18 protein-coding genes and 1 pseudogene are annotated in these 18,096 nt (G+C 61.5%); 18 read left to right on the top strand and 1 reads right to left on the bottom strand.

Annotation, left to right across the window (positions count from 1 at the left end; all coding sequences use genetic code 11):
- Positions 1–67 precede the first annotated feature (67 nt).
- Complete coding sequence (locus tag ACE3OH_RS08335) at positions 68–739, bottom strand: heavy metal response regulator transcription factor (protein WP_374350716.1); 672 nt, start codon at positions 737–739, stop codon at positions 68–70.
- 170 nt (positions 740–909) lie between these two features.
- On the opposite strand from ACE3OH_RS08335, the gene ACE3OH_RS08330 reads away from it, so the two are divergent.
- The 18 genes and pseudogenes from ACE3OH_RS08330 to ACE3OH_RS08245 all read left to right on the top strand — a co-directional run.
- Positions 910–2,154 (top strand): TolC family protein, encoded by a 1,245-nt coding sequence (locus ACE3OH_RS08330; protein ID WP_374350714.1) that lies wholly within the window; start codon positions 910–912, stop codon positions 2,152–2,154.
- Positions 2,151–2,690 (top strand): hypothetical protein, encoded by a 540-nt coding sequence (locus ACE3OH_RS08325; protein WP_374350712.1) that lies wholly within the window; start codon positions 2,151–2,153, stop codon positions 2,688–2,690. Before ACE3OH_RS08330 ends, ACE3OH_RS08325 begins: the two co-directional genes overlap by 4 nt.
- The gene (locus tag ACE3OH_RS08320; protein WP_374350709.1) at positions 2,687–3,790 is read left to right on the top strand and encodes an efflux RND transporter periplasmic adaptor subunit; all 1,104 of its coding nucleotides are present in this window, start codon (positions 2,687–2,689) and stop codon (positions 3,788–3,790) included. The genes ACE3OH_RS08325 and ACE3OH_RS08320 overlap by 4 nt, the downstream gene beginning before the upstream one ends.
- A gap of 10 nt (positions 3,791–3,800) precedes the next feature.
- On the top strand, positions 3,801–6,899 hold the full coding sequence (locus ACE3OH_RS08315) for an efflux RND transporter permease subunit (RefSeq protein WP_374350706.1): 3,099 nt from the start codon (positions 3,801–3,803) through the stop codon (positions 6,897–6,899).
- A 29-nt stretch (positions 6,900–6,928) separates the two neighbouring features.
- The gene (locus ACE3OH_RS08310) at positions 6,929–7,297 is read left to right on the top strand and encodes a hypothetical protein (protein WP_374350704.1); all 369 of its coding nucleotides are present in this window, start codon (positions 6,929–6,931) and stop codon (positions 7,295–7,297) included.
- 11 nt (positions 7,298–7,308) lie between these two features.
- Positions 7,309–7,746 (top strand): nuclear transport factor 2 family protein, encoded by a 438-nt coding sequence (locus tag ACE3OH_RS08305; protein WP_374350702.1) that lies wholly within the window; start codon positions 7,309–7,311, stop codon positions 7,744–7,746.
- A 107-nt stretch (positions 7,747–7,853) separates the two neighbouring features.
- Positions 7,854–8,855 carry a beta-propeller fold lactonase family protein gene (locus ACE3OH_RS08300; RefSeq protein WP_374350699.1) on the top strand — a complete coding sequence of 334 codons (1,002 nt, stop codon included), beginning with the start codon at positions 7,854–7,856 and terminating at the stop codon, positions 8,853–8,855.
- A gap of 87 nt (positions 8,856–8,942) precedes the next feature.
- Positions 8,943–9,329 (top strand): hypothetical protein, encoded by a 387-nt coding sequence (locus ACE3OH_RS08295; RefSeq protein ID WP_374350697.1) that lies wholly within the window; start codon positions 8,943–8,945, stop codon positions 9,327–9,329.
- 109 nt (positions 9,330–9,438) lie between these two features.
- The gene (locus tag ACE3OH_RS08290; RefSeq protein WP_374350695.1) at positions 9,439–9,852 is read left to right on the top strand and encodes a hypothetical protein; all 414 of its coding nucleotides are present in this window, start codon (positions 9,439–9,441) and stop codon (positions 9,850–9,852) included.
- A gap of 4 nt (positions 9,853–9,856) precedes the next feature.
- Entirely contained in the window at positions 9,857–11,350 is a 1,494-nt protein-coding gene (locus ACE3OH_RS08285) for a multicopper oxidase family protein (RefSeq protein ID WP_374350692.1), read from the top strand.
- Between the two features lie 42 nt (positions 11,351–11,392).
- Positions 11,393–11,632 carry a DUF2933 domain-containing protein gene (locus ACE3OH_RS08280; protein WP_374350689.1) on the top strand — a complete coding sequence of 80 codons (240 nt, stop codon included), beginning with the start codon at positions 11,393–11,395 and terminating at the stop codon, positions 11,630–11,632.
- On the top strand, positions 11,619–12,263 hold the full coding sequence (locus ACE3OH_RS08275; RefSeq protein WP_374350686.1) for an isoprenylcysteine carboxylmethyltransferase family protein: 645 nt from the start codon (positions 11,619–11,621) through the stop codon (positions 12,261–12,263). Before ACE3OH_RS08280 ends, ACE3OH_RS08275 begins: the two co-directional genes overlap by 14 nt.
- Before the next feature lie 39 nt (positions 12,264–12,302).
- Complete coding sequence (locus ACE3OH_RS08270; protein WP_374350681.1) at positions 12,303–12,512, top strand: SHOCT domain-containing protein; 210 nt, start codon at positions 12,303–12,305, stop codon at positions 12,510–12,512.
- 54 nt (positions 12,513–12,566) lie between these two features.
- A pseudogene (locus ACE3OH_RS08265) lies at positions 12,567–12,665 on the top strand (heavy metal-binding domain-containing protein); the annotation flags it as partial.
- Positions 12,663–15,032 carry a copper-translocating P-type ATPase gene (locus ACE3OH_RS08260; protein WP_374350718.1) on the top strand — a complete coding sequence of 790 codons (2,370 nt, stop codon included), beginning with the start codon at positions 12,663–12,665 and terminating at the stop codon, positions 15,030–15,032. The pseudogene ACE3OH_RS08265 and the gene ACE3OH_RS08260, both read left to right, overlap by 3 nt.
- A 135-nt stretch (positions 15,033–15,167) precedes the next feature.
- On the top strand, positions 15,168–15,959 hold the full coding sequence (locus ACE3OH_RS08255; RefSeq protein ID WP_374350678.1) for a hypothetical protein: 792 nt from the start codon (positions 15,168–15,170) through the stop codon (positions 15,957–15,959).
- Positions 15,960–15,973: 14 nt separating this feature from the next.
- Positions 15,974–17,275 (top strand): site-specific integrase, encoded by a 1,302-nt coding sequence (locus tag ACE3OH_RS08250; RefSeq protein WP_374350676.1) that lies wholly within the window; start codon positions 15,974–15,976, stop codon positions 17,273–17,275.
- 51 nt (positions 17,276–17,326) lie between these two features.
- On the top strand, positions 17,327–18,096 hold a 770-nt coding region (locus ACE3OH_RS08245), incomplete at its 3' end, for a DUF4158 domain-containing protein (RefSeq protein WP_374350674.1).

Here is an 18,096-nt window from a genome sequence, read left to right as displayed (position 1 = left end):
GTGAACAACACGACCAGCCGCGTGGCCAACGTAGCGTGCTCAGTGAACAAGCTGGGTATACGACGGCTCAATCACGCTGCTCCATCACGTAACCAAAGCCGCGCACCGTATGGATCAGCGGACGACTGAACGGTTCGTCGATCTTGGCGCGCAGCCGGCGAACCGCCACGTCGACCACATTGGTATCGCTATCGAAGTTCATGTCCCACACCTGCTCGGCGATCAGGGTGCGGCTCAGTACCTCGCCGCGCCGGCGCAGGAACAGGAGCAACAGGGCGTATTCCTTGGCCGTCAGGTCGACGCGTTGACCGGCCCGCTCCACCCGGCGGCGCAGCAGATGCGCTTCCAGATCACTCAGGGTCAGGATGTCGGTTTCCTGCTGCTTGCCTCGGCGCAACAGCACGCGCACCCGCGCTAGTAGCTCGGAGAAGGCATAAGGTTTGACCAGGTAGTCGTCGGCGCCGAGTTCGAGGCCTCGTACCCGATCCTCGATGCGGTCGCGCGCGGTCAAGAACAGTACTGGCGTCTGCTGGGTCTGCCGCAATCGCTTGATGACTTCCCAGCCGTCGATGTCGGGCAGACCCACGTCGAGGATAATGGCGTCGTACTCGCTGCTGTGCGCCTGATGCAGCGCATCCCGACCAGTCTTAACCCAGTCGACCACGAAGCCGCTCTCGCCCAGGCCTTTGGCGAGATATTCCCCGGCATGCTGTTCGTCTTCGGCCAATAGCAGATGCATTGCGATCCTCCCTAAGTCGAGATCGTAGCCAATCGCCGGCTCCAGCGGCAGAAGATGACAAATTTGTAATCTCGCGGTCAGTTTGACGACACCCCGCGCTGGCTAAGCTGCACCCATATCGATCGGCATGACGAGTCTTGGCATCGACTTGCCGCATGACAGGGGATTGCATGCGTTTACCTTACTTGCTGGTTGCATTGTTGCTGGGCGCCTTGCCCTTTGCACATGCAGCCGGCCTCCACGATACCTTCGAACAAGCCTGGCTGGCCCAGCCTGATGCCCAAGCGCAGGCAGCCCGCGAGGAGGAAATGAGCGCTCGCCGCACGGCAGCACAGGCCTGGTCGCCGCAGCCGCTGACGGTTAGTCTGTCGCACAAGACCGACCGCACTGATCGCAACGCGGGCGTAAGGGAGTGGGAGCTGGAGTTCGGTCTGCCACTGTGGCAGCCGGGCGAGCGTAGCCGACAAATGGCGACAGCGGACGCGGAAAGCGACCAATATCAAGCCACTCAAGACGAGGCGCGCTGGCGATTTGCCGGCGCATTTCGTGAGGCATGGTGGCAGCTGCAACTGGCCGGTAGCGACGCCGCCGTAGCCACCCGTCGCGCGACCGAGGCCGCCATGCTCGCGGGCGACTTGGCCCGCCGCCTCAAGGTGGGTGCCATTGCCCGCGTGGATGCCAATTCGGCGCAGATCGCCTTTCAGGCAGCACAACTTGGCCAGGCCCAGGCCGAAGCAGCCTGGCAGCGAACGCAACGCGACTGGCTGGTGTTTGCCCGCAGTGCGCCCAGCGCCGACCAGCCCGCGTTCGATGCCGAGTCTCCCGCTAAACGTTTCGAATCGCACCCAGCTCCCGTACTGGGCGGGATAGCAGAAGCGTCGATCGACCAGCATCCTGCACTGCACGCTGCACAGGTACGCCTTGTCGCAGCCCGAGCCCGACTGGCGCTGGCTGGCGCCAATCTGCGAGAAGCCCCGGAACTCAGCCTGGCCCTGACGCGCGAACGCCAAAGCACGCTGGAGCCTTATAACCAGCTGCTGACCCTTCGTCTCAAAGTTCCGTTCGGTGGTGACACCCGTAACCGGCCTCGATTGGCGGCAGCCAATGCCGAATTGATCGAGGCGCAGGCGGCCTATGACAAACTCAAGCGCCAGTTGATGGCTGACCTTGCCAGCGCCGAGACGGACCTGCGCCAGCAGCAGGACGCTGTCGCCATTGCCAGCCAACGCCAGCAACTGGCTCAGGACAATTTCACCTTGATGGCAAAGGCCTACCAGCTCGGCAACATCGATTTGGCAACCCGCTTGCGTGCCGACAGCGACCGCTTCGATGCTGAACAGGGGCTGGCCCGAGCCCGCCTCGAAGCTGCCCGTGCCATATCCCGCTACAACCAGGCATTGGGAGTGCTGCCATGACCAGGAATGTCCGCCTGCAAGCCACCCTGCTTGCCGCAACGTTTGTCACCCTGTCGCCATCCGTGCTCGCCCATGGCGGCGAAGACCATGGCGATGCGCCACCTGCTGTGACGGCGGGACCCGGCCTCAATCCACGCACGGAGGCGAAATCCGAGACCTTCGAGTTGCTGACCGAGCAGTCCGGCCCGCAGCTGACGCTGTACCTTGACCGCTATGCCGACAACGCCCCCGTCAGCGGTGCCCATATCGAGGTGGAAAGCGCTGCATTCAAAGGCGTCGCCACACCGCAAGGCGACCATTACGTGTTGCAGGCGGCGCCATTGACCACCACGGGTTCGCATCCGCTGGTGTTTACGGTAACGGCTGGCGACGACAGCGATCTGCTCGAATCGACGCTGGTGGTTGATGGCCATCCGGTGGAGCAGTCAGGGGCAAGCAATCACCGCTGGCTATGGCTGGCCGCAGGCGGCCTGGCGGCCGCCGTCCTCATTGCCGTTGTTCGCAAGCGCCGCGCCGGCAACCCGGAGAAAGTATGAATCTGTACCTGAAGACCGCAACCTGCCTGACCTTGTTGACCGCCATGATTGGTGTGGTCCATGCGCATGGGGGAGAAGATCACGGCGACGCAGGCGCGGCCCAGACGCTGGTTGGCAATCGCCCGCAACGCCTACCCGATGGCAGCGTGTTCCTGCCCAAAGTGGCCCAGCGACGACTGGCGCTGCGCACCGTCATGGCCGAGATGGGCGAACACCCGCAGACCATTGAGCTGAATGGCCATGTAGTGATGAATCCCAGTGCCGGCGGCACCGTACAGGCGCTGCTGGCGGGCCGGATCGAGGCCGGGCCGAAGGGGCTGCCACTGCCGGGCCAGACCGTGCATAGGGGCGAGCTGCTGGCCTATGTCAAACCAGCCGTCGGCAGCGCCGAGCACAGTGGCCAGCTGTCGCAGCTGGCCGAACTGCATGCCGCGCACACGCAGGCAGAAAAGAATGTGGCCCGATTGCATGAACTGGAGGGCAGCGTGTCGCGCAAGGAAATCGAGGCAGCGGAGGCTGAGCTGGCCAGCATCAAGGGCCGCCTGGCTGCGGTCACTACTGGGGTGGAAGGGCGTGATGCCCTGCTGGCACCGGTCAGCGGTGCCATCGCCATGACCAATGTTGTCGCAGGCCAGGTGGTCGACGCCAAGGAAGTGCTGTTCGAGGTAGTCGATCCGAACCAGCTGCTGGTGGAAGCGCAAGCCTTCGACGCCGGCCTGGTGGACAACCTGGCTGGCGCCAGTCTGGCGGGCGACGGCAGCAAGCTACGCTACCTCGGTGGCAGCCGTGCCCTGCGTGACGGGGCTTTACCACTACTGTTCCGTGCCGATGGGCCGCTGCTGAAGCTTGCACTGGGTCAACCGGTCAAGGTCATTGCCCAAACCCGGACGATGCGGAAGGGTGTCGCGCTGCCGGCTGCTGCCGTGGTGCGCAACCCCGCCAACGAAGCCATCGTCTGGCTACATACCGCTGCCGAGCGCTTCGTACCCAAGCCGGTCAAAGTTACCCCGATTGACGGCACTCAAGTGCTCGCCGATGGTGTCGAGGCAGGTGCACGCGTGGTGACCGACGGCGCCACCCTCATCAACCAGATTCGCTGAGGGACGATCGATGTTTAGCTGGATCGTCAATCACAGCCTGCGCAATCGCCTGCTGGTCCTGGCCGCCGCGCTGATCCTGATGCTCTATGGCGGCTTGACCGCCTGGCGCATGCCGGTCGATGTGTTTCCCGACCTTAACAAGCCGATGGTCACGGTAATGACTGAGGCCGGCGGAATGGCACCGGAAGAGGTGGAGCAACTGGTCACGTTTCCGCTGGAGACAGCCTTGAATGGCATGCCGGGCGTTACCCGGGTCCGTTCTGTCTCCGGTATTGGCCTGTCCATTGTTTACGCCGAGTTTGACTGGGGCAGCGACATCTACCGTAACCGGCAGCTGGTGGGCGAACGATTGGCCGAGGTGCGCGAGCAGCTGCCACCGGGTGTGAACCCGAATATGGGTCCCATCTCCTCGGTCATGGGCGAGATCATGCTGATCGCACTGCCTGCCAGCGCTGGCAGTAGTCCGATGCAGGTGCGCGAATATGCCGACTTCGTGCTGCGGCCGCGGCTGTTGTCGATACCGGGCGTGGCGCAGGTGATCCCCATCGGTGGTGAGGTAAGGCAGTTCCGCGTCGAACCCGATCCGGCACGCATGGCCCAGCTGAACGTCAGTTTCGAGCAGCTGGAAGGTGCGTTGAAGGCCTTCTCCAGCAATACCAGCGGTGGCTTTCTGGAACAGAACGCACGCGAGTACCTGATCCGCAACCTCGGCCGCACCACCCGGCTGGAAGACCTGCAGAGCCTGGCGGTGACGGTCAGTAATGGTCAGCCCATCCTGCTGAAGCAGATTGCCGAGGTGAAGTTCGCAGCCGCGTTCAAGCGCGGTGACGCCGGTTTTGCCGGCAAGCCGGCCGTCATTGTCAGCGTGCAGAAGCAACCCAGTGCCGACACGGTCAGGCTGACGGCCGACATCGAGGAAGCGCTGCAGGGCCTCGCCAAGACGCTACCACCTGGCGTCAGCAAGCCGCAAATCTCCTTCCGCCAGGCTGATTTCATCGAATCGTCGATCGACAACGTCAAGGAGGCCCTGCGTGACGGCGCCATCATGGTGGCGGTGATCCTGTTCCTGTTCCTGATGAATGTGCGCACCACGCTGATCTCGCTGACCGCCATCCCGCTGTCGATTGCCATCACCGCGCTGGTGTTCAAGGCCATGGGATTGTCGATCAACGTGATGACCCTGGGTGGTCTTGCCATTGCCATCGGCGAACTGGTCGATGATGCGCTGGTCGACGTCGAAAACGTGCTGCGCCGACTCAAGCAGAAAAAGCCGGTGGGTGTCGCCGCCATCGTCAAGGCCATTGCCGCAGCCTCCAACGAAGTACGTTCGGGCGTGGTGGTCGCCACGCTGGTCGTCGTGCTGGTGTTCGTGCCGCTGTTTGCATTGCCGGGCATCGAGGGCCGGTTGTTCGTGCCACTCGGCGTCGCCTATATCACCTCGATCCTGGCCAGCATGGTGGTGGCACTGACCATTACCCCGGTGATGTGCTACTTCCTGCTGCCACGCATGACGCAAATCGAGCACGGCGACTCGTGGCTGGTCGCCAGACTCAAGGCATGGGACAAGCGCCTGTTGGAAGCCTCGTTTGGCCATGCCCGCAAGGTTCTGCTTGGCGCCGTTGTCTTGCTGGTCTTGGCGGTAGCCACCGTGCCCTTCTTCCCACGTGCTTTCCTGCCGGCGTTCAACGAGGGCACGCTGACCATCAGCCTGCTGCTCAATCCCGGCACCTCGCTGGCCGAATCCAACCGTGTCGGCGCCTTGGCCGAAACACTGATTGCCGAAGTCCCCGAAGTAAAAAGTGTCGGTCGTCGTACCGGTCGTGCCGAGCTCGACGAGCATGCCGAGGGCGTTCATTCCAGCGAGATGGATGTTGACCTGAAGCACAGCAGCCGTGGCCGCGAGGCTATCATTGCCGACATCCGGTCGAAGTTGGCGCCGCTGCCGGCGACCGCCCTGATCGGTCAGCCGATCTCGCATCGGCTCGATCACCTGCTGTCTGGCGTGCGGGCGCAGATCGCCATCAAGCTGTATGGCGACGACCTCGACACTCTGCGCGGCCAGGCTGCGGCACTACGTGACCGCTTGGCCAAGGTGCCGGGCCTGACCGACCTGCAGATCGAAAAGCAGGTGCTGATCCCGCAGATCAAGGTCCGGCTCGACTACGCCCGTGCGGCCCAGTACGGCGTGTCGCCCGGCACCTTGTTGAAGACACTGGAAACGCTGACCGAAGGCGATACCGTCTCCCAGATCGTCGATGGTAACAAGCGCTTCAACCTGGTGGTGCGGCTGCCCGATACGGCCCGTAATGCCCAAGGTCTGGCCAATGTGCTGATCGATACGCCCCATGGCCGCATCCCGCTCAGTCTGGTCGCCAGCGTCGAAGAGGGCGACGGTCCCAACCAGATTGGTCGCGAGAACAGCCGCCGACGCATCGTCCTGGCCGCCAATACCGATGGCTCCGACATGGCCGGTATCGTGGCGCGCATTCGCAGCGAAATCGCCCAGACCAAGCTGCCGGAAGGCTATTTCATCAGCCTGGAAGGCCAGTTCCAGGCGCAGGAACAGGCCACGCAGCTGATTGCCGCGCTGTCGCTGATCTCGCTCGGGCTGATCTTCATGGTGCTCTTCAGTCGCTACAAGTCGCATCGCCTGGCGTTGATGATCATGGGCAATATCCCCATGGCGTTGATCGGCAGCGTGGCGGCGATGTGGCTGACTGGTATTTCGCTGTCGGTCGCGTCCCTGGTCGGTTTCATCACGCTGACCGGCATCGCCACCCGCAATGGCATCCTCAAAGTCAGCCACTACATCAACCTGTGCAAGTTTGAGGGCGAGACCTTCGGCACGGCCATGATAGTGCGCGGCTCGCTCGAACGACTGACGCCGGTGCTGATGACTGCCTTGGTCGCTGCCTTCGCCCTGGTACCGCTGCTGTTCGCCGCCGACGCGCCAGGCAAGGAAATCCTGCATCCGGTCGCCGTGGTGATCTTCGGCGGACTGGCAAGTTCGACCGTGCTCGACACCCTACTGACACCGCTGATGTTCTGGCTGTACGGCCGGGAGCCGCTCGAAGCCTTGCTAGCCGAACATAGCCACGACGTTTTTTAACCCGTATCCCCCACTGAAAGGCCCTATCCATGAACAAGCTGATCCCCGCCCTGCTGACCGCCACCCTGATCGCACCCGCCTTCGCCCATGGCGACCTGAAGCCCATGCACGGCGGTGTCATCGCCGAAGGCAAGCACGTCACCGTGGAGCTGGTGGCCAAGACTGACAGCCTGGATGTCTACCTGACCGACCACGACAAGGACATCGATGCCAAGGGCACCAGCGGCGAAGTGATCCTGCTCAGCGGCAGCGACAAGTCCGACACCAAATTGGCACCAGCCGCCGGCAATCAGCTGTCTGCTAAGGGCAGCTTCAAGGTCGGCGCCGGCAGCAAGGCCATCGTGAAGGTGTCGGTACCCGGCAAGGGCGACGACCAGGTTCGCCTGAGCATCAAGTGAGCGACCACGCCATGCGCAATCCACGAATCCTGATGGCGGGATTGGCTGCCGTAGTTGCATTCACCGTTGATGCAGCTACCCCGACCGAAACCGTCGAGCAGTTCCACGCCGCCATGCAGCGTGGCGATCAAGCCGCCGTTGAAACGCTGCTGCTGCCCGAGCTGCTGATCTACGAATCGGGCTGGGTCGAACGCTCACGCGCCGAGTACGCGGGCCACCACCTGCCAGAGGACATCGCCTACGCCAAGACCAGCAAGACCCGCGTGCTCAAGCAACAAGCGACCGAAGCAGGCGACGCGGCGGTGGTGATGTCGGAGACCGAAACTTCGGCCAGCAAGGGCAAGGTGACGACGCGCTACGCCGGCACCGAAACCATGGTGCTCAGGCGCGTCGATAGCGACTGGCGCATTGCTCACGTGCACTGGTCGTCGCGCAAGCTCAAACCGTGATGGATGCTGGGATTGCGGCCTAAAACGCTTGACTGCAGTCAAGGCTGCAAGAGGAGCGGCAACCTAATGTGGGAGTCGTTCCCTACCACTCCTTGAGGAGAGTTTCCATGTCGCGCATCAAGCATTTCATACTGACCGGTCTGGCACTGGCAGCCCAACTGGCCCTCGCTGCGCCGACCGGCACCGTCTACACAGCCAACGAACGTGAGGGCTCCATCAGCCAGGTGCGGCTGATCGACGGTACCGTCAACACGGTCAAGCTAGACGTGGCGCCGCATAATCTTCAGGTTTCACCGGATGGGCGCTGGTTACTGGTGGTGGGCATGCCGCAGCATGCGGGCCACGAAGGGCACAGCATGGGTGGCGGTCAGTTGCTGGGATTCCGCATCGATGGCCTGGCACAACCGGCCTTCGCCCTTCCGGCCGGCGCGCACCCGGCCCACGTGGTGACCGACCTGGCCGGCAAGCGCGCCTTCGTGACCGATTCGGCCGCGAGTGTGGTGCGGGTGTTCGACCTGGAAGCGCAGAAGGAAATCGGCCAGGTCGCAACCGGTGCCTTCCCGCACGGCCTGCGCTTGAGTCCAGATGGCGGCACGCTCTATGTGGCAGACATGAAGGCTGACGCAGTGTCAGTCATCGATCTGGCCAGTCTTAAAGAAGTCGGACGTATCGCGGTGGGCAAGGCCCCGGTCCAGGTCGGCTTCGCCCCGGATGGTAAACAGGCCTATGTCTCGCTGAGCGCCGAGAACAAGCTCGGTCTGATCGATACGGCTAAACGCAAGCTGACCGGCAAAGTGGCGGTCGGTCGCACACCGATCCAGATGTTTGCCACGCCGGACGGCAAGCAGGTCTTCCGTGCCAACCAGGGCAGCGCCAAGCAACCCGACGACAAGGTCTCGGTATTCGACCCGATCGCCAGCAAGGTGGTAGCCACGGTCACTTCCGGCAAGGGTGCCCACGGCGTGGCAATGAGCAGCGACGGTGCCTATGCCTTTGTCAGCAATATCGAGGACGGCACCTTTACCGTGATCGACACGGCCAGCCATCGAGTCGTTGCAATCCACCACGTTGGCGCCGGACCCAATGGCATCAGCTACCAGGCCCCCTGATGAGGGGTGTTGTCTATGCTTGACGCATATCAACTGCCCGCCGCAATGAGCGACCTAGACTGAAGCTACGCTAACTGGAGCAACGCCGTGCCGTGGTTACGCCGTCACCTGTCGATGCTGTCCCGCCTGGCCTTGCTGGCCTGGGTGGTGGCGTTCGTGCTGGCGACGACGCAAGGTTGCTTTGCCGAGGAAAGTGTTGCCCATGATGTGCTGACCATCGGGATGCAGCACGATCATGCGGCCAGCAAAGTCGACTTACTGTGCGCACACCACTGTGCACAGGCCAAGTCCACCATCGCTTCGTTCGGCAGTTCACCGCTCCCGAATCCCAGCCATTGGGTCGTGCTGCTGGTCTTGCCCTTGCTGTTCCTACCCATCCTGGGCAACCGCGTCATTTCGCCCCGTCTTTCCACCCGCCTGTTCGCGCCGCCTGACCCGGCAGCGCGCCTGCTGTTCGTCCGCTTCAACGATTAGCCATTCACGCCTTCGTGGCTCGGCCGCGTGCGTCGTCGCGCCTATTGGCGGCGATGGCTCGACCTTGCTTTTCTCGTACTGCCTTCGTTAACGCCCTTTGGAGAACACCATGAAAACGTCCGTGAAATGGATTATGGCCGCCGCGCTCGCCTGTACCGCCCTGGCTGCCCCCGCCAATGAAGAGCACCACAAGAATGACGCCAAGCCTGACGTCAAGGCCGCCAAGCCGTCCGACAAGGCCGTGAACGAGCAGATGCAAAAGCTGCAAGCCGCGCACGACAAGCTGGCTGCCGCCAAAACCCCAGCCGACCGGCAGATGGCCATGATGGAAGGCATGCACGCCATGAAGGACAGCATGGCCATGATGAAGGAAATGCATGACGGCAAGGGCTGCATGGACATGGGTAAGGGCATGAACATGGGCGGCGACAAGGCAGGTGGCATGGGCATGATGGACATGATGATGCAGATGATGGACCAGCAGTCCTCGATGATGTCCATGCCAATGGGCCAGAAGGAGTAAGGCGGTGGATCGACGTACTTTCTTGCGCCAACTGGCAATGGCCGGGTTGACCTTACCGACGCTGGCGAGGGCTTCCGGCATGGCGGGCATGAGCAACATGAGCTTGTCCGCTGCCAAGGGCATCTCGCTGCTACCAGCCGATCGACTGGTTAGCGGTGCGGCCTTACGCGACATACCCAAGCTGGCAAACCTTAGCGCGCAAACGGGTCGCTTCGTGGCCACATTGACCGCCGCCCCCGTCGCCGTCCCGTTGATTGCGGGCGAGCGCCCGACCACTTTCTGGGCCTATAACGACAGCCTGCCCGGCCCGCTGATCGAGGTATTCGAGGGCGATGAGGTGGAAATCACCTTCGTCAACCGGCTCAAGCAGCCCTCGACGATCCACTGGCATGGCCTGCCGATTCCGCCAGAGCAGGACGGCAACCCGTGGGATTTGGTGAAACCAGGGGGAAAGCGGACTTACCGCTTCCGTCTGCCGGAGGGCAGCGCCGGCACCTACTGGTACCACCCTCATCCGCACCATTACACGGCAGAGCAGGCATTTCGCGGATTGGCCGGACCCTTAGTGGTGCGCAGCCGGCATGATCCGCTGGCCGGCGTGCCGGAGCGGCTACTGGTGATTTCCGACCTGAAACTCGACGAGTACGCCGCCATCGCCCCAAGCGACGCCAACGACGTCATGAACGGCCGCGAGGGCCAGTTCGCGCTGGTGAATGCCCAGCGACAGCCCAGGCTCGCCTTCCACGGGGGCGGTCGAGAGCGCTGGCGAGTATGGAACGCCTGCAGCGCACGCTACCTGCGACTGACGCTACCGGGCAGCGCGCTGACGTTGGTTGGTACGGATGGTGGACTGCTGGAAGCACCGCAGGCTGGGCTGACTGAATACCTGCTAGCGCCGGGCCAGCGGGCTGAACTGGTGGTTGAAGCTGGTAGTCGGCGTGATCGGGTCGATCTGATTGCCGCGATATACGGCCGCGGCAAGATGGGCAACGTTGCGCCCGAGCAGGCCATGCCCCTACTGACAGTGGATTTCGGCGCAGTGACCGAATCGGCGCCGCCGGCATTGCCCACCAAGCTGGCCGATATTGCCGATCTCGGCGAGGCCAAGGCACAAAAGCAGGTGGTGTTCAGCGAAAACATGAGCATGGAAGGTGGCCAACACCGTATGGAATTCCTGGTAAACGGAAAGACCTTCGGCATGAATCGGGTCGACCTGACCAGCCGGGTTGACGAGGTTGAGCTGTGGGAACTGGTCAACCGTTCGGACATGGACCATCCCTTCCACCTGCACGGCACGCAGTTCCAGGTAATCGAGCGCGAAATCGACGGCAAGGTAACGTCGGCTTCGTACCGCGCCTGGCAGGATACGGTGAACCTGCGCTCGGGCGAGACGGTACGCATCAAGACTGTCCAGCACTGGCGTGGTCTACGCATGTTCCATTGCCACATCCTGGAGCACGAAGCGGCCGGCATGATGGGCATGCTGAAAGTGGTTTAACCGGGCGGGGAACTAAGCGCCGCCCATCGAAAGGAGAAGACCATGCAACACGATCCACCGCCAAGTCGGCATCGCTGGGTGTTCTGGGGATTTGCGGCGATTGCTGCGTTCTTTTTGCTGACGGAACACACTGCTCACGTGCTGGGTGCCTTGCCTTATTTGCTGCTGGCGGCTTGTCCGCTGATGCACCTTTTCATGCATCACGGTCATGGGCACCACCATCATCATGGCCAGCGTAGCCAGCCGCCCGGTAATGAGGAGGACGGTAATGAATCACGCTGATGCTTCGTCATACGGCCTGTGGTCATTGGTCGTTATCAACTCGGCCATCTTCATCATCTTTGCCTTCAGCTTCGTCAAGCCAAAGACCGCACGCGACTGGCGCTCCTTCGGCATGTTCTCGGGCTTTCTGGTAGCGCTGTTCACCGAAATGTACGGCTTCCCGCTGACCATCTACCTGCTACTGCCGTGGTTGAGTCAGCACTTCCCCGGCATCGACTTCCTCGCCCATGACAACGGCCACCTGCTGGAGGTGATGTTTGGCTGGAAGGTCAATCCGCACTTTGGTCCCTTCCATCTGGCCAGCAATGTGCTGATTCTCTGCGGCTTCTGGCTACTGGCCGCCGCCTGGGACAAGCTCTACAAGGCGCAGACCAGCGGAAAACTTGCAATGACCGGACCTTATGCACGCATCCGCCATCCGCAGTACGACGGCTTCGTGATCATCATGTTCGGCTTTCTCTTGCAGTGGCCGACACTGATCACCTTGGTCCTCTTCCCGATCCTGGTCTTGGTCTACGCCAAGTTGGCCAAGCGTGAGGAGGCGGACATGGTTGAGCAGTTTGGTGATGCGTATCTGGCCTATCGCGATCGGACGCCGGCGTTTTTTCCACGCCTTGGTAATGATGGCTAGGGTGACAACCAGTTCGCCGCTGCATGACAGGAGAGCGACATGATGTGGGGTTTCGGAGGTATGGGCTTGGGCTGGCTGATGATGCTGCTTTTCTGGGGCCTGGTATTTGCCGGCATCGTCATGTTGGTTAAGGCGTTTAGCCAGCGACAAGAGGGCGACACGGCTCTCGAGCTGCTCAAGCAACGCTACGCACGTGGCGAAATCGACCGAGCAGAGTTCGAACAGAAGCGAAAAGACCTAGCGCGTTGACTACTGCGTTCCGCGCACCAGCCATGGAGATGAGCCGTGAATGAACACGAGGCGATGCAATCGCAAAAGGCTAATACGCCCTCCACTTATACCTGCCCCATGCACCCGGAAGTACAGGCAGATCAGGCGGGGAATTGCCCCAAGTGCGGCATGGCACTGGTGCTCATAGGACAAGCCGAACACGTACACGGTCATTCACAGCACGAGACGCGCGCGCATATTCCTGTGCCGGCCGCGCCAGCCATGCAGGATGCCGTCTACACCTGCCCGATGCACCCGGAGGTCCATCAGGATCACCCCGGCGCATGCCCCAAATGCGGTATGACCCTGGTGCCGGCGAACCAGACTGCCCCGCAGAAGGCGCGTCATGGTGGTCATAACCATCGACTAGCTCCTCAGTCCGCGCCATCGGCACCCATCGCCCCCAGCACGATTTATACATGCCCGATGCACCCGGAGATTCGCCAGGACCACCCCGGCAGTTGTCCTAAGTGCGGCATGACGCTGGAACCCATCCTCCCCGCCGCCGACGAGGAAGAGAACCATGAACTGAGCGATTTCGCCCGCCGCTTCTGGTGGACGTTGCCGCTGACGGTGATGGTCACCGCGCTGGCCATGTTTGGCCACGAGTTGGGCTTGTTCGGCATTGGCACCCAGACCTGGGTCGAGCTGAGTCTATCCTTGCCGGTGGTGCTCTGGGCTGGCAAGCCTTTCTTTATCCGCGGGGCGCAATCCATCGCCCTTCGCAGTCCCAATATGTGGACACTGATCGGCCTCGGAACTGGCGCCGCCTTCGTCTATAGCTTGGCGGCGACGCTGATTCCAAGCGTCTTCCCCGCTTCATTCCAGAGCATGGGGCGCGTCAGTGTCTATTTCGAGGCGGCCGACGTCATCATTTCCTTGACCTTGCTCGGCCAGATGCTGGAATTACGGGCCCGCTCGCAAACTTCGGCAGCTATCAAGGCTTTGCTAGGCCTAGCACCGAAGACCGCGCGACGCGTGCGCGACGATGGTAGCGACGAGGATGTGCCACTGGCCGAGGTACACGTCGGCGACCGCTTGCGTGTGCGACCAGGCGAGAAGGTGCCGGTTGACGGCGTGGTGCTTGAAGGCAAGAGCGCGGTGGACGAATCGATGCTGACCGGTGAGCCGCTGCCGGTGGCCAAGGCGGCCGGCGACAAGCTGATCGGTGCCACAATGAACAGTAGCGGCGCATTGGTCATGCGCGCGGAACAGGTCGGCAGCCAGACCGTGCTATCGCAGATCGTGCAGATGGTGGCAGCAGCCCAACGCTCCAAGGCGCCGATGCAGCGCATGGCCGACGTGGTGGCAGGTTACTTTGTGGTTGCCGTCGTAAGCGTTGCCATCGCCACCTTCTTTGCTTGGGGTCTGCTGGGACCGCAGCCAAGCTGGTTGTATGGCCTGTTGAACGCGGTGGCGGTGTTGATTATCGCCTGTCCCTGTGCGCTCGGTCTGGCGACGCCTATGTCGATCATGGTCGCGACCGGCAATGCGGCCGGCCAGGGCGTGCTGTTCCGTGATGCGGCAGCCATCGAGCATTTACGGCGGGTAAATACCTTGGTGGTAGACAAGACTGGCACGCTTACCGAGGGCCGGCCGAGCTTTGAGCGTGCGGTCGCTGCTGATGGCTGGAGCGAGACCGACATCCTGCGGCTCGCCGCGAGCCTCGATCAAGGCAGCGAACATCCACTGGCCGATGCCATCGTGCGTGCCGCGCGTAGTCAGGGACTGACTTTGGCGACCGTGGAGGATTTCGAGTCGGCCAGCGGCATCGGCGTGCGTGGCAACGTGGAAGGTCGTTCGCTGGCACTCGGCAACCGGGCCTTCATGGAACAACTCGGCGTGCCGCTCGACGCGCTCGGCGAGGCGGCCGAAGCGCTACGCCAGCATGGCGCCAGCGTAATCCAGCTGGCAGTCGATGGCGGGCTGGCTGGCGTGTTAGCGGTATCCGATCCGATCAAGGCCAGTACACCCGCGGCGCTGGCTGGCCTGCAGGAGGCTGGCATCTCGGTGGTGATGGCCACTGGAGATGGCTTGACCACGGCCCGTGCGGTTGGCCAACAGCTCGGCATCGCCGAAGTACATGGCGAGGTAAAGCCGGCCGACAAGCTGGCACTGGTTGAACGGCTACAAGGTGAGGGCAAGGTAGTGGCGATGGCCGGCGACGGCATTAACGACGCGCCGGCGCTAGCCCGTGCCGACGTTGGCATCGCCATGGGCACCGGCACCGATGTGGCCATGCACAGCGCCCAACTGACGCTGGTCAAGGGAGATCTGCGCGGTATTGCGGCGGCGCGGGTGATCTCGGTCGCTACCGTAGCCAATATGAGGCAGAACTTGATGTTCGCCTTGCTCTACAACGCGCTTGGCGTGCCCATTGCGGCCGGGCTGTTGTATCCGTTTACCGGCTGGCTATTGTCGCCGTTGATTGCTGCGCTGGCGATGAGTATGAGCTCGGTGTCGGTAGTGGGGAATGCCTTACGGCTGCGGGGAAAATGATTAGCGTTTGATGGGGCGTGGTCTACTTGGCGGAAGGATGTACGAATGCGGAGGTATCGCCCTAGGGGGCGCGCTATGCTCTCAACAACCACACTTTCGTCAATTAGACCTAACCAAGCCTGCGTGTAAACACCTATGAACTCTGCCCGCGCCGTTGCAATTCTGACCCGTCAAATGGAATTGATCGATCAGTTACAAAGGCTGGATTCCGGTAACCAGGCTTTTACAAAGTGGCAGCGGGACACAGAGGTTGCCATTCAGCGGATATTTGGGGAGGCCAGCCGACACTTCATCGACTTCACTACCATCTCTTACAGTCTTTCCGCTTTTTTTGTCGATACCCCGGACTATGAATTCCAACGAGCCTACCTTCATGGTCTCGAGCGAGCACGTGCCATCTTGGCCTCGCTGATTGACGAAATACTGGAATACGATCTGGACTATGAAAACGAGTCCGCAGCTACAGACGTACTTTCACTGGTCGAACGCATCTGCTTGCGTTTTCATGGTGTGGCACGGCAACTTAGGTCACGGCATGCCAAGCGAGGTACGCTTGAAATCGAGGATGAATATGACGTGCAGGATCTCTTGCATGCATTGCTGAGGCTGCATTTCGACGATATTCGGCCTGAAGAATGGTCACCAACTTATGCTGGTGGTGCATCGCGGATGGATTTCCTGCTGAAGAAGGAACGTGTCGTCATCGAAGTGAAAAAGACGCGTCAATCGCTGAGCGATGCCGACTTGGGCGCCGAGCTTTTGGTCGATATTGCACGTTATCAGCGTCATCCTGATTGCGGCACGCTGGTATGTTTTATCTATGATCCGGAAGGCCGGATTGGCAACGCGACGGGGCTTGAGCGCGATCTGGAGTCGCACGGTGGTCCGCTCAAGGTGCGTGCCATCGTCGGACCTAAAAGTTACTGACGGCTACACTTTGCATGAGCAAACTCGACCAATACTTGGAAGCTGCGGTTCGGAAGAACACCCGCCGCAGCTACGCGTCGGCCGTGCGCCACTTCGAGGAGGAGTGGAAGGGTTTTCTACCCGCTACCGCGGATAGCATCGCTCGTTATCTGGCCGACAATGCGGCGCTCTTGACGGTTTCGACTCTGAAGCAGCGGCTGGCGGCGCTGGCCCAATGGCACAAGGAGCAGGGCTTTCCCGATCCGACCAAAGCGCCTGTTGTGCGCAAGGTCCTCAAGGGCATCCAGACCTTACACCCAGCGGTACCGAAACAGGCGCAGCCGCTGCAGCTCGATCAGTTGGAGCAGGTTGTAAACTGGCACGATACGGCTATCAGCCTTGCCGATTCGCGGGGAGATCGTAATGGCCAACTACGTTACGCTCGCGACAAGGCTTTGCTGCTGCTGGGATTCTGGCGAGGCTTTCGGGGGGACGAGCTGACCCGTGCCGCGGTTGAATTTGTTGATGTCGCGCCGGGACGCGGCCTGAAAATCTTCCTGCCTGTCAGCAAGAGCGATCGGCAGGCCGCAGGCAAGACCTTCAAGGTACCGGCACTGACGAAGCTCTGTCCTGTGGCCGCCTACCAGGACTGGATATCGCTGTCCGGCTTGACCAATGGTCCGGTGTTTCGAGGAATCGACCAGTTCGGAACCCTCAGTGACTCAGGTCTTCACACCAATAGCCTCATACCCTTGCTCAGGCGCATGTTCGCCCGAACAGGCCTCGAGGCACCTAGCGGTTATAGCGGTCACTCTCTGCGTCGTGGCTTTGCCAACTGGGCATCCAGTAATGGGTGGGACGCGAGGACGCTCATGGACTATGTCGGCTGGAAGGACGCCAAATCGGCCATCCGATATCTGGATGCGGCCGAGTTCATCGTGCTGCCTGGCAACGTCGGCATGGTTCAGGCTGACCCAAAGGCCATAGCCCCCCCCTTGGCACCCCAAGTCGTTCCTGCCTTGCCGAGCTTGGTCCCACCGTCGCCCGCCTGCCGCCTGCAGGTCGAGGTCACCTGCCTCCTCTCGCGTTACAACAGTCAGGTGCGTGGGCTCCCTCAAGCACATCGCCTCATCGAAGAGCTTTGTCTCGCGCCGCATCAGATGCATCGGCTCGACAAGGAAGGCCGATACCGAATTACGGTGGAGGGTGATAGCGATGACGGCATCATCGATGCCATTGTCGCACTCCTCGACGATATGCATCGGATCGCCGATAACCACCAATGCTTCCTGGAAGCCCGGGTCCATGATCCCACCGGCGACCGCTATTGGAACTGACCCTGCAGCCTCTCATATCGACCTCCAACATCCGCCTCGAACAGGTCTCGCATGACGACGCTTTCCGAAACCGCCTATCCCCGCCTGAAAGCTGACCCCTCCCTCAAGGAACTGCGCGATGTCTATACGCCTACCGAGGCCGAGATCGAATTCGTAAAAGGTGTGATCCAGCGGCCGCTGTCCCGACTGGCGGTGCTCATTCACCTCAAGATCTTCCAGCGCCTTGGCTATTTCGCCGTACTGCGGGATGTGCCGGACACGATCAAGCAGCATATCGGCAAGGAGGCGGGCTACCTGAAGATGCCACCGGCGGATCAACTGAACGACTATGACACCAGCGGCTCCAAACGTTCGCACATTGCACTGCTCAGGCAATACCTAGACGTACGTATCCTCGACGATGCGGGGCGTACTTGGTTGCGCTCGGTTGCCGAAGAAGCAGCCGAGATCAAGAACTCGGTGCCAGACATCATCAACGTCATGCTGGAAGAGCTGATCCGTCATCGCTATGAGCTCCCCGGCTTTACCGTGCTCGAGCGCATGGCGCAGCGGGCCAGGGAAGAGGTTAACAGTGGCTATTTCGAAAGCATTTCCGAGGCGCTGACGCCGGCGACCAAGGCATTGATCGACGAACTACTTGTGGTCCCGCCTGGTGCTTTGCACAGTGGATGGGAAGCACTCAAGCGCGAACCGAAGAAACCCACCAACGGTGAGGTACGGCAGTACCTCCAGCATATTCGGCATCTTAAACACCTTGCCCAGCAATTTCCTCTAGTACCTATTCCGGTGCCGAAGCTGCGCTTCTTCCGCTATATGGCCCT

The sequence above is a fragment of the Chitinimonas sp. genome (assembly GCF_041904975.1).
Classification (GTDB): Bacteria; Pseudomonadota; Gammaproteobacteria; order Burkholderiales; family Chitinimonadaceae; genus Chitinimonas.
Note: the sequence above shows the minus strand (reverse complement) of the source record. Positions and strands in the feature narration are given on the sequence as shown.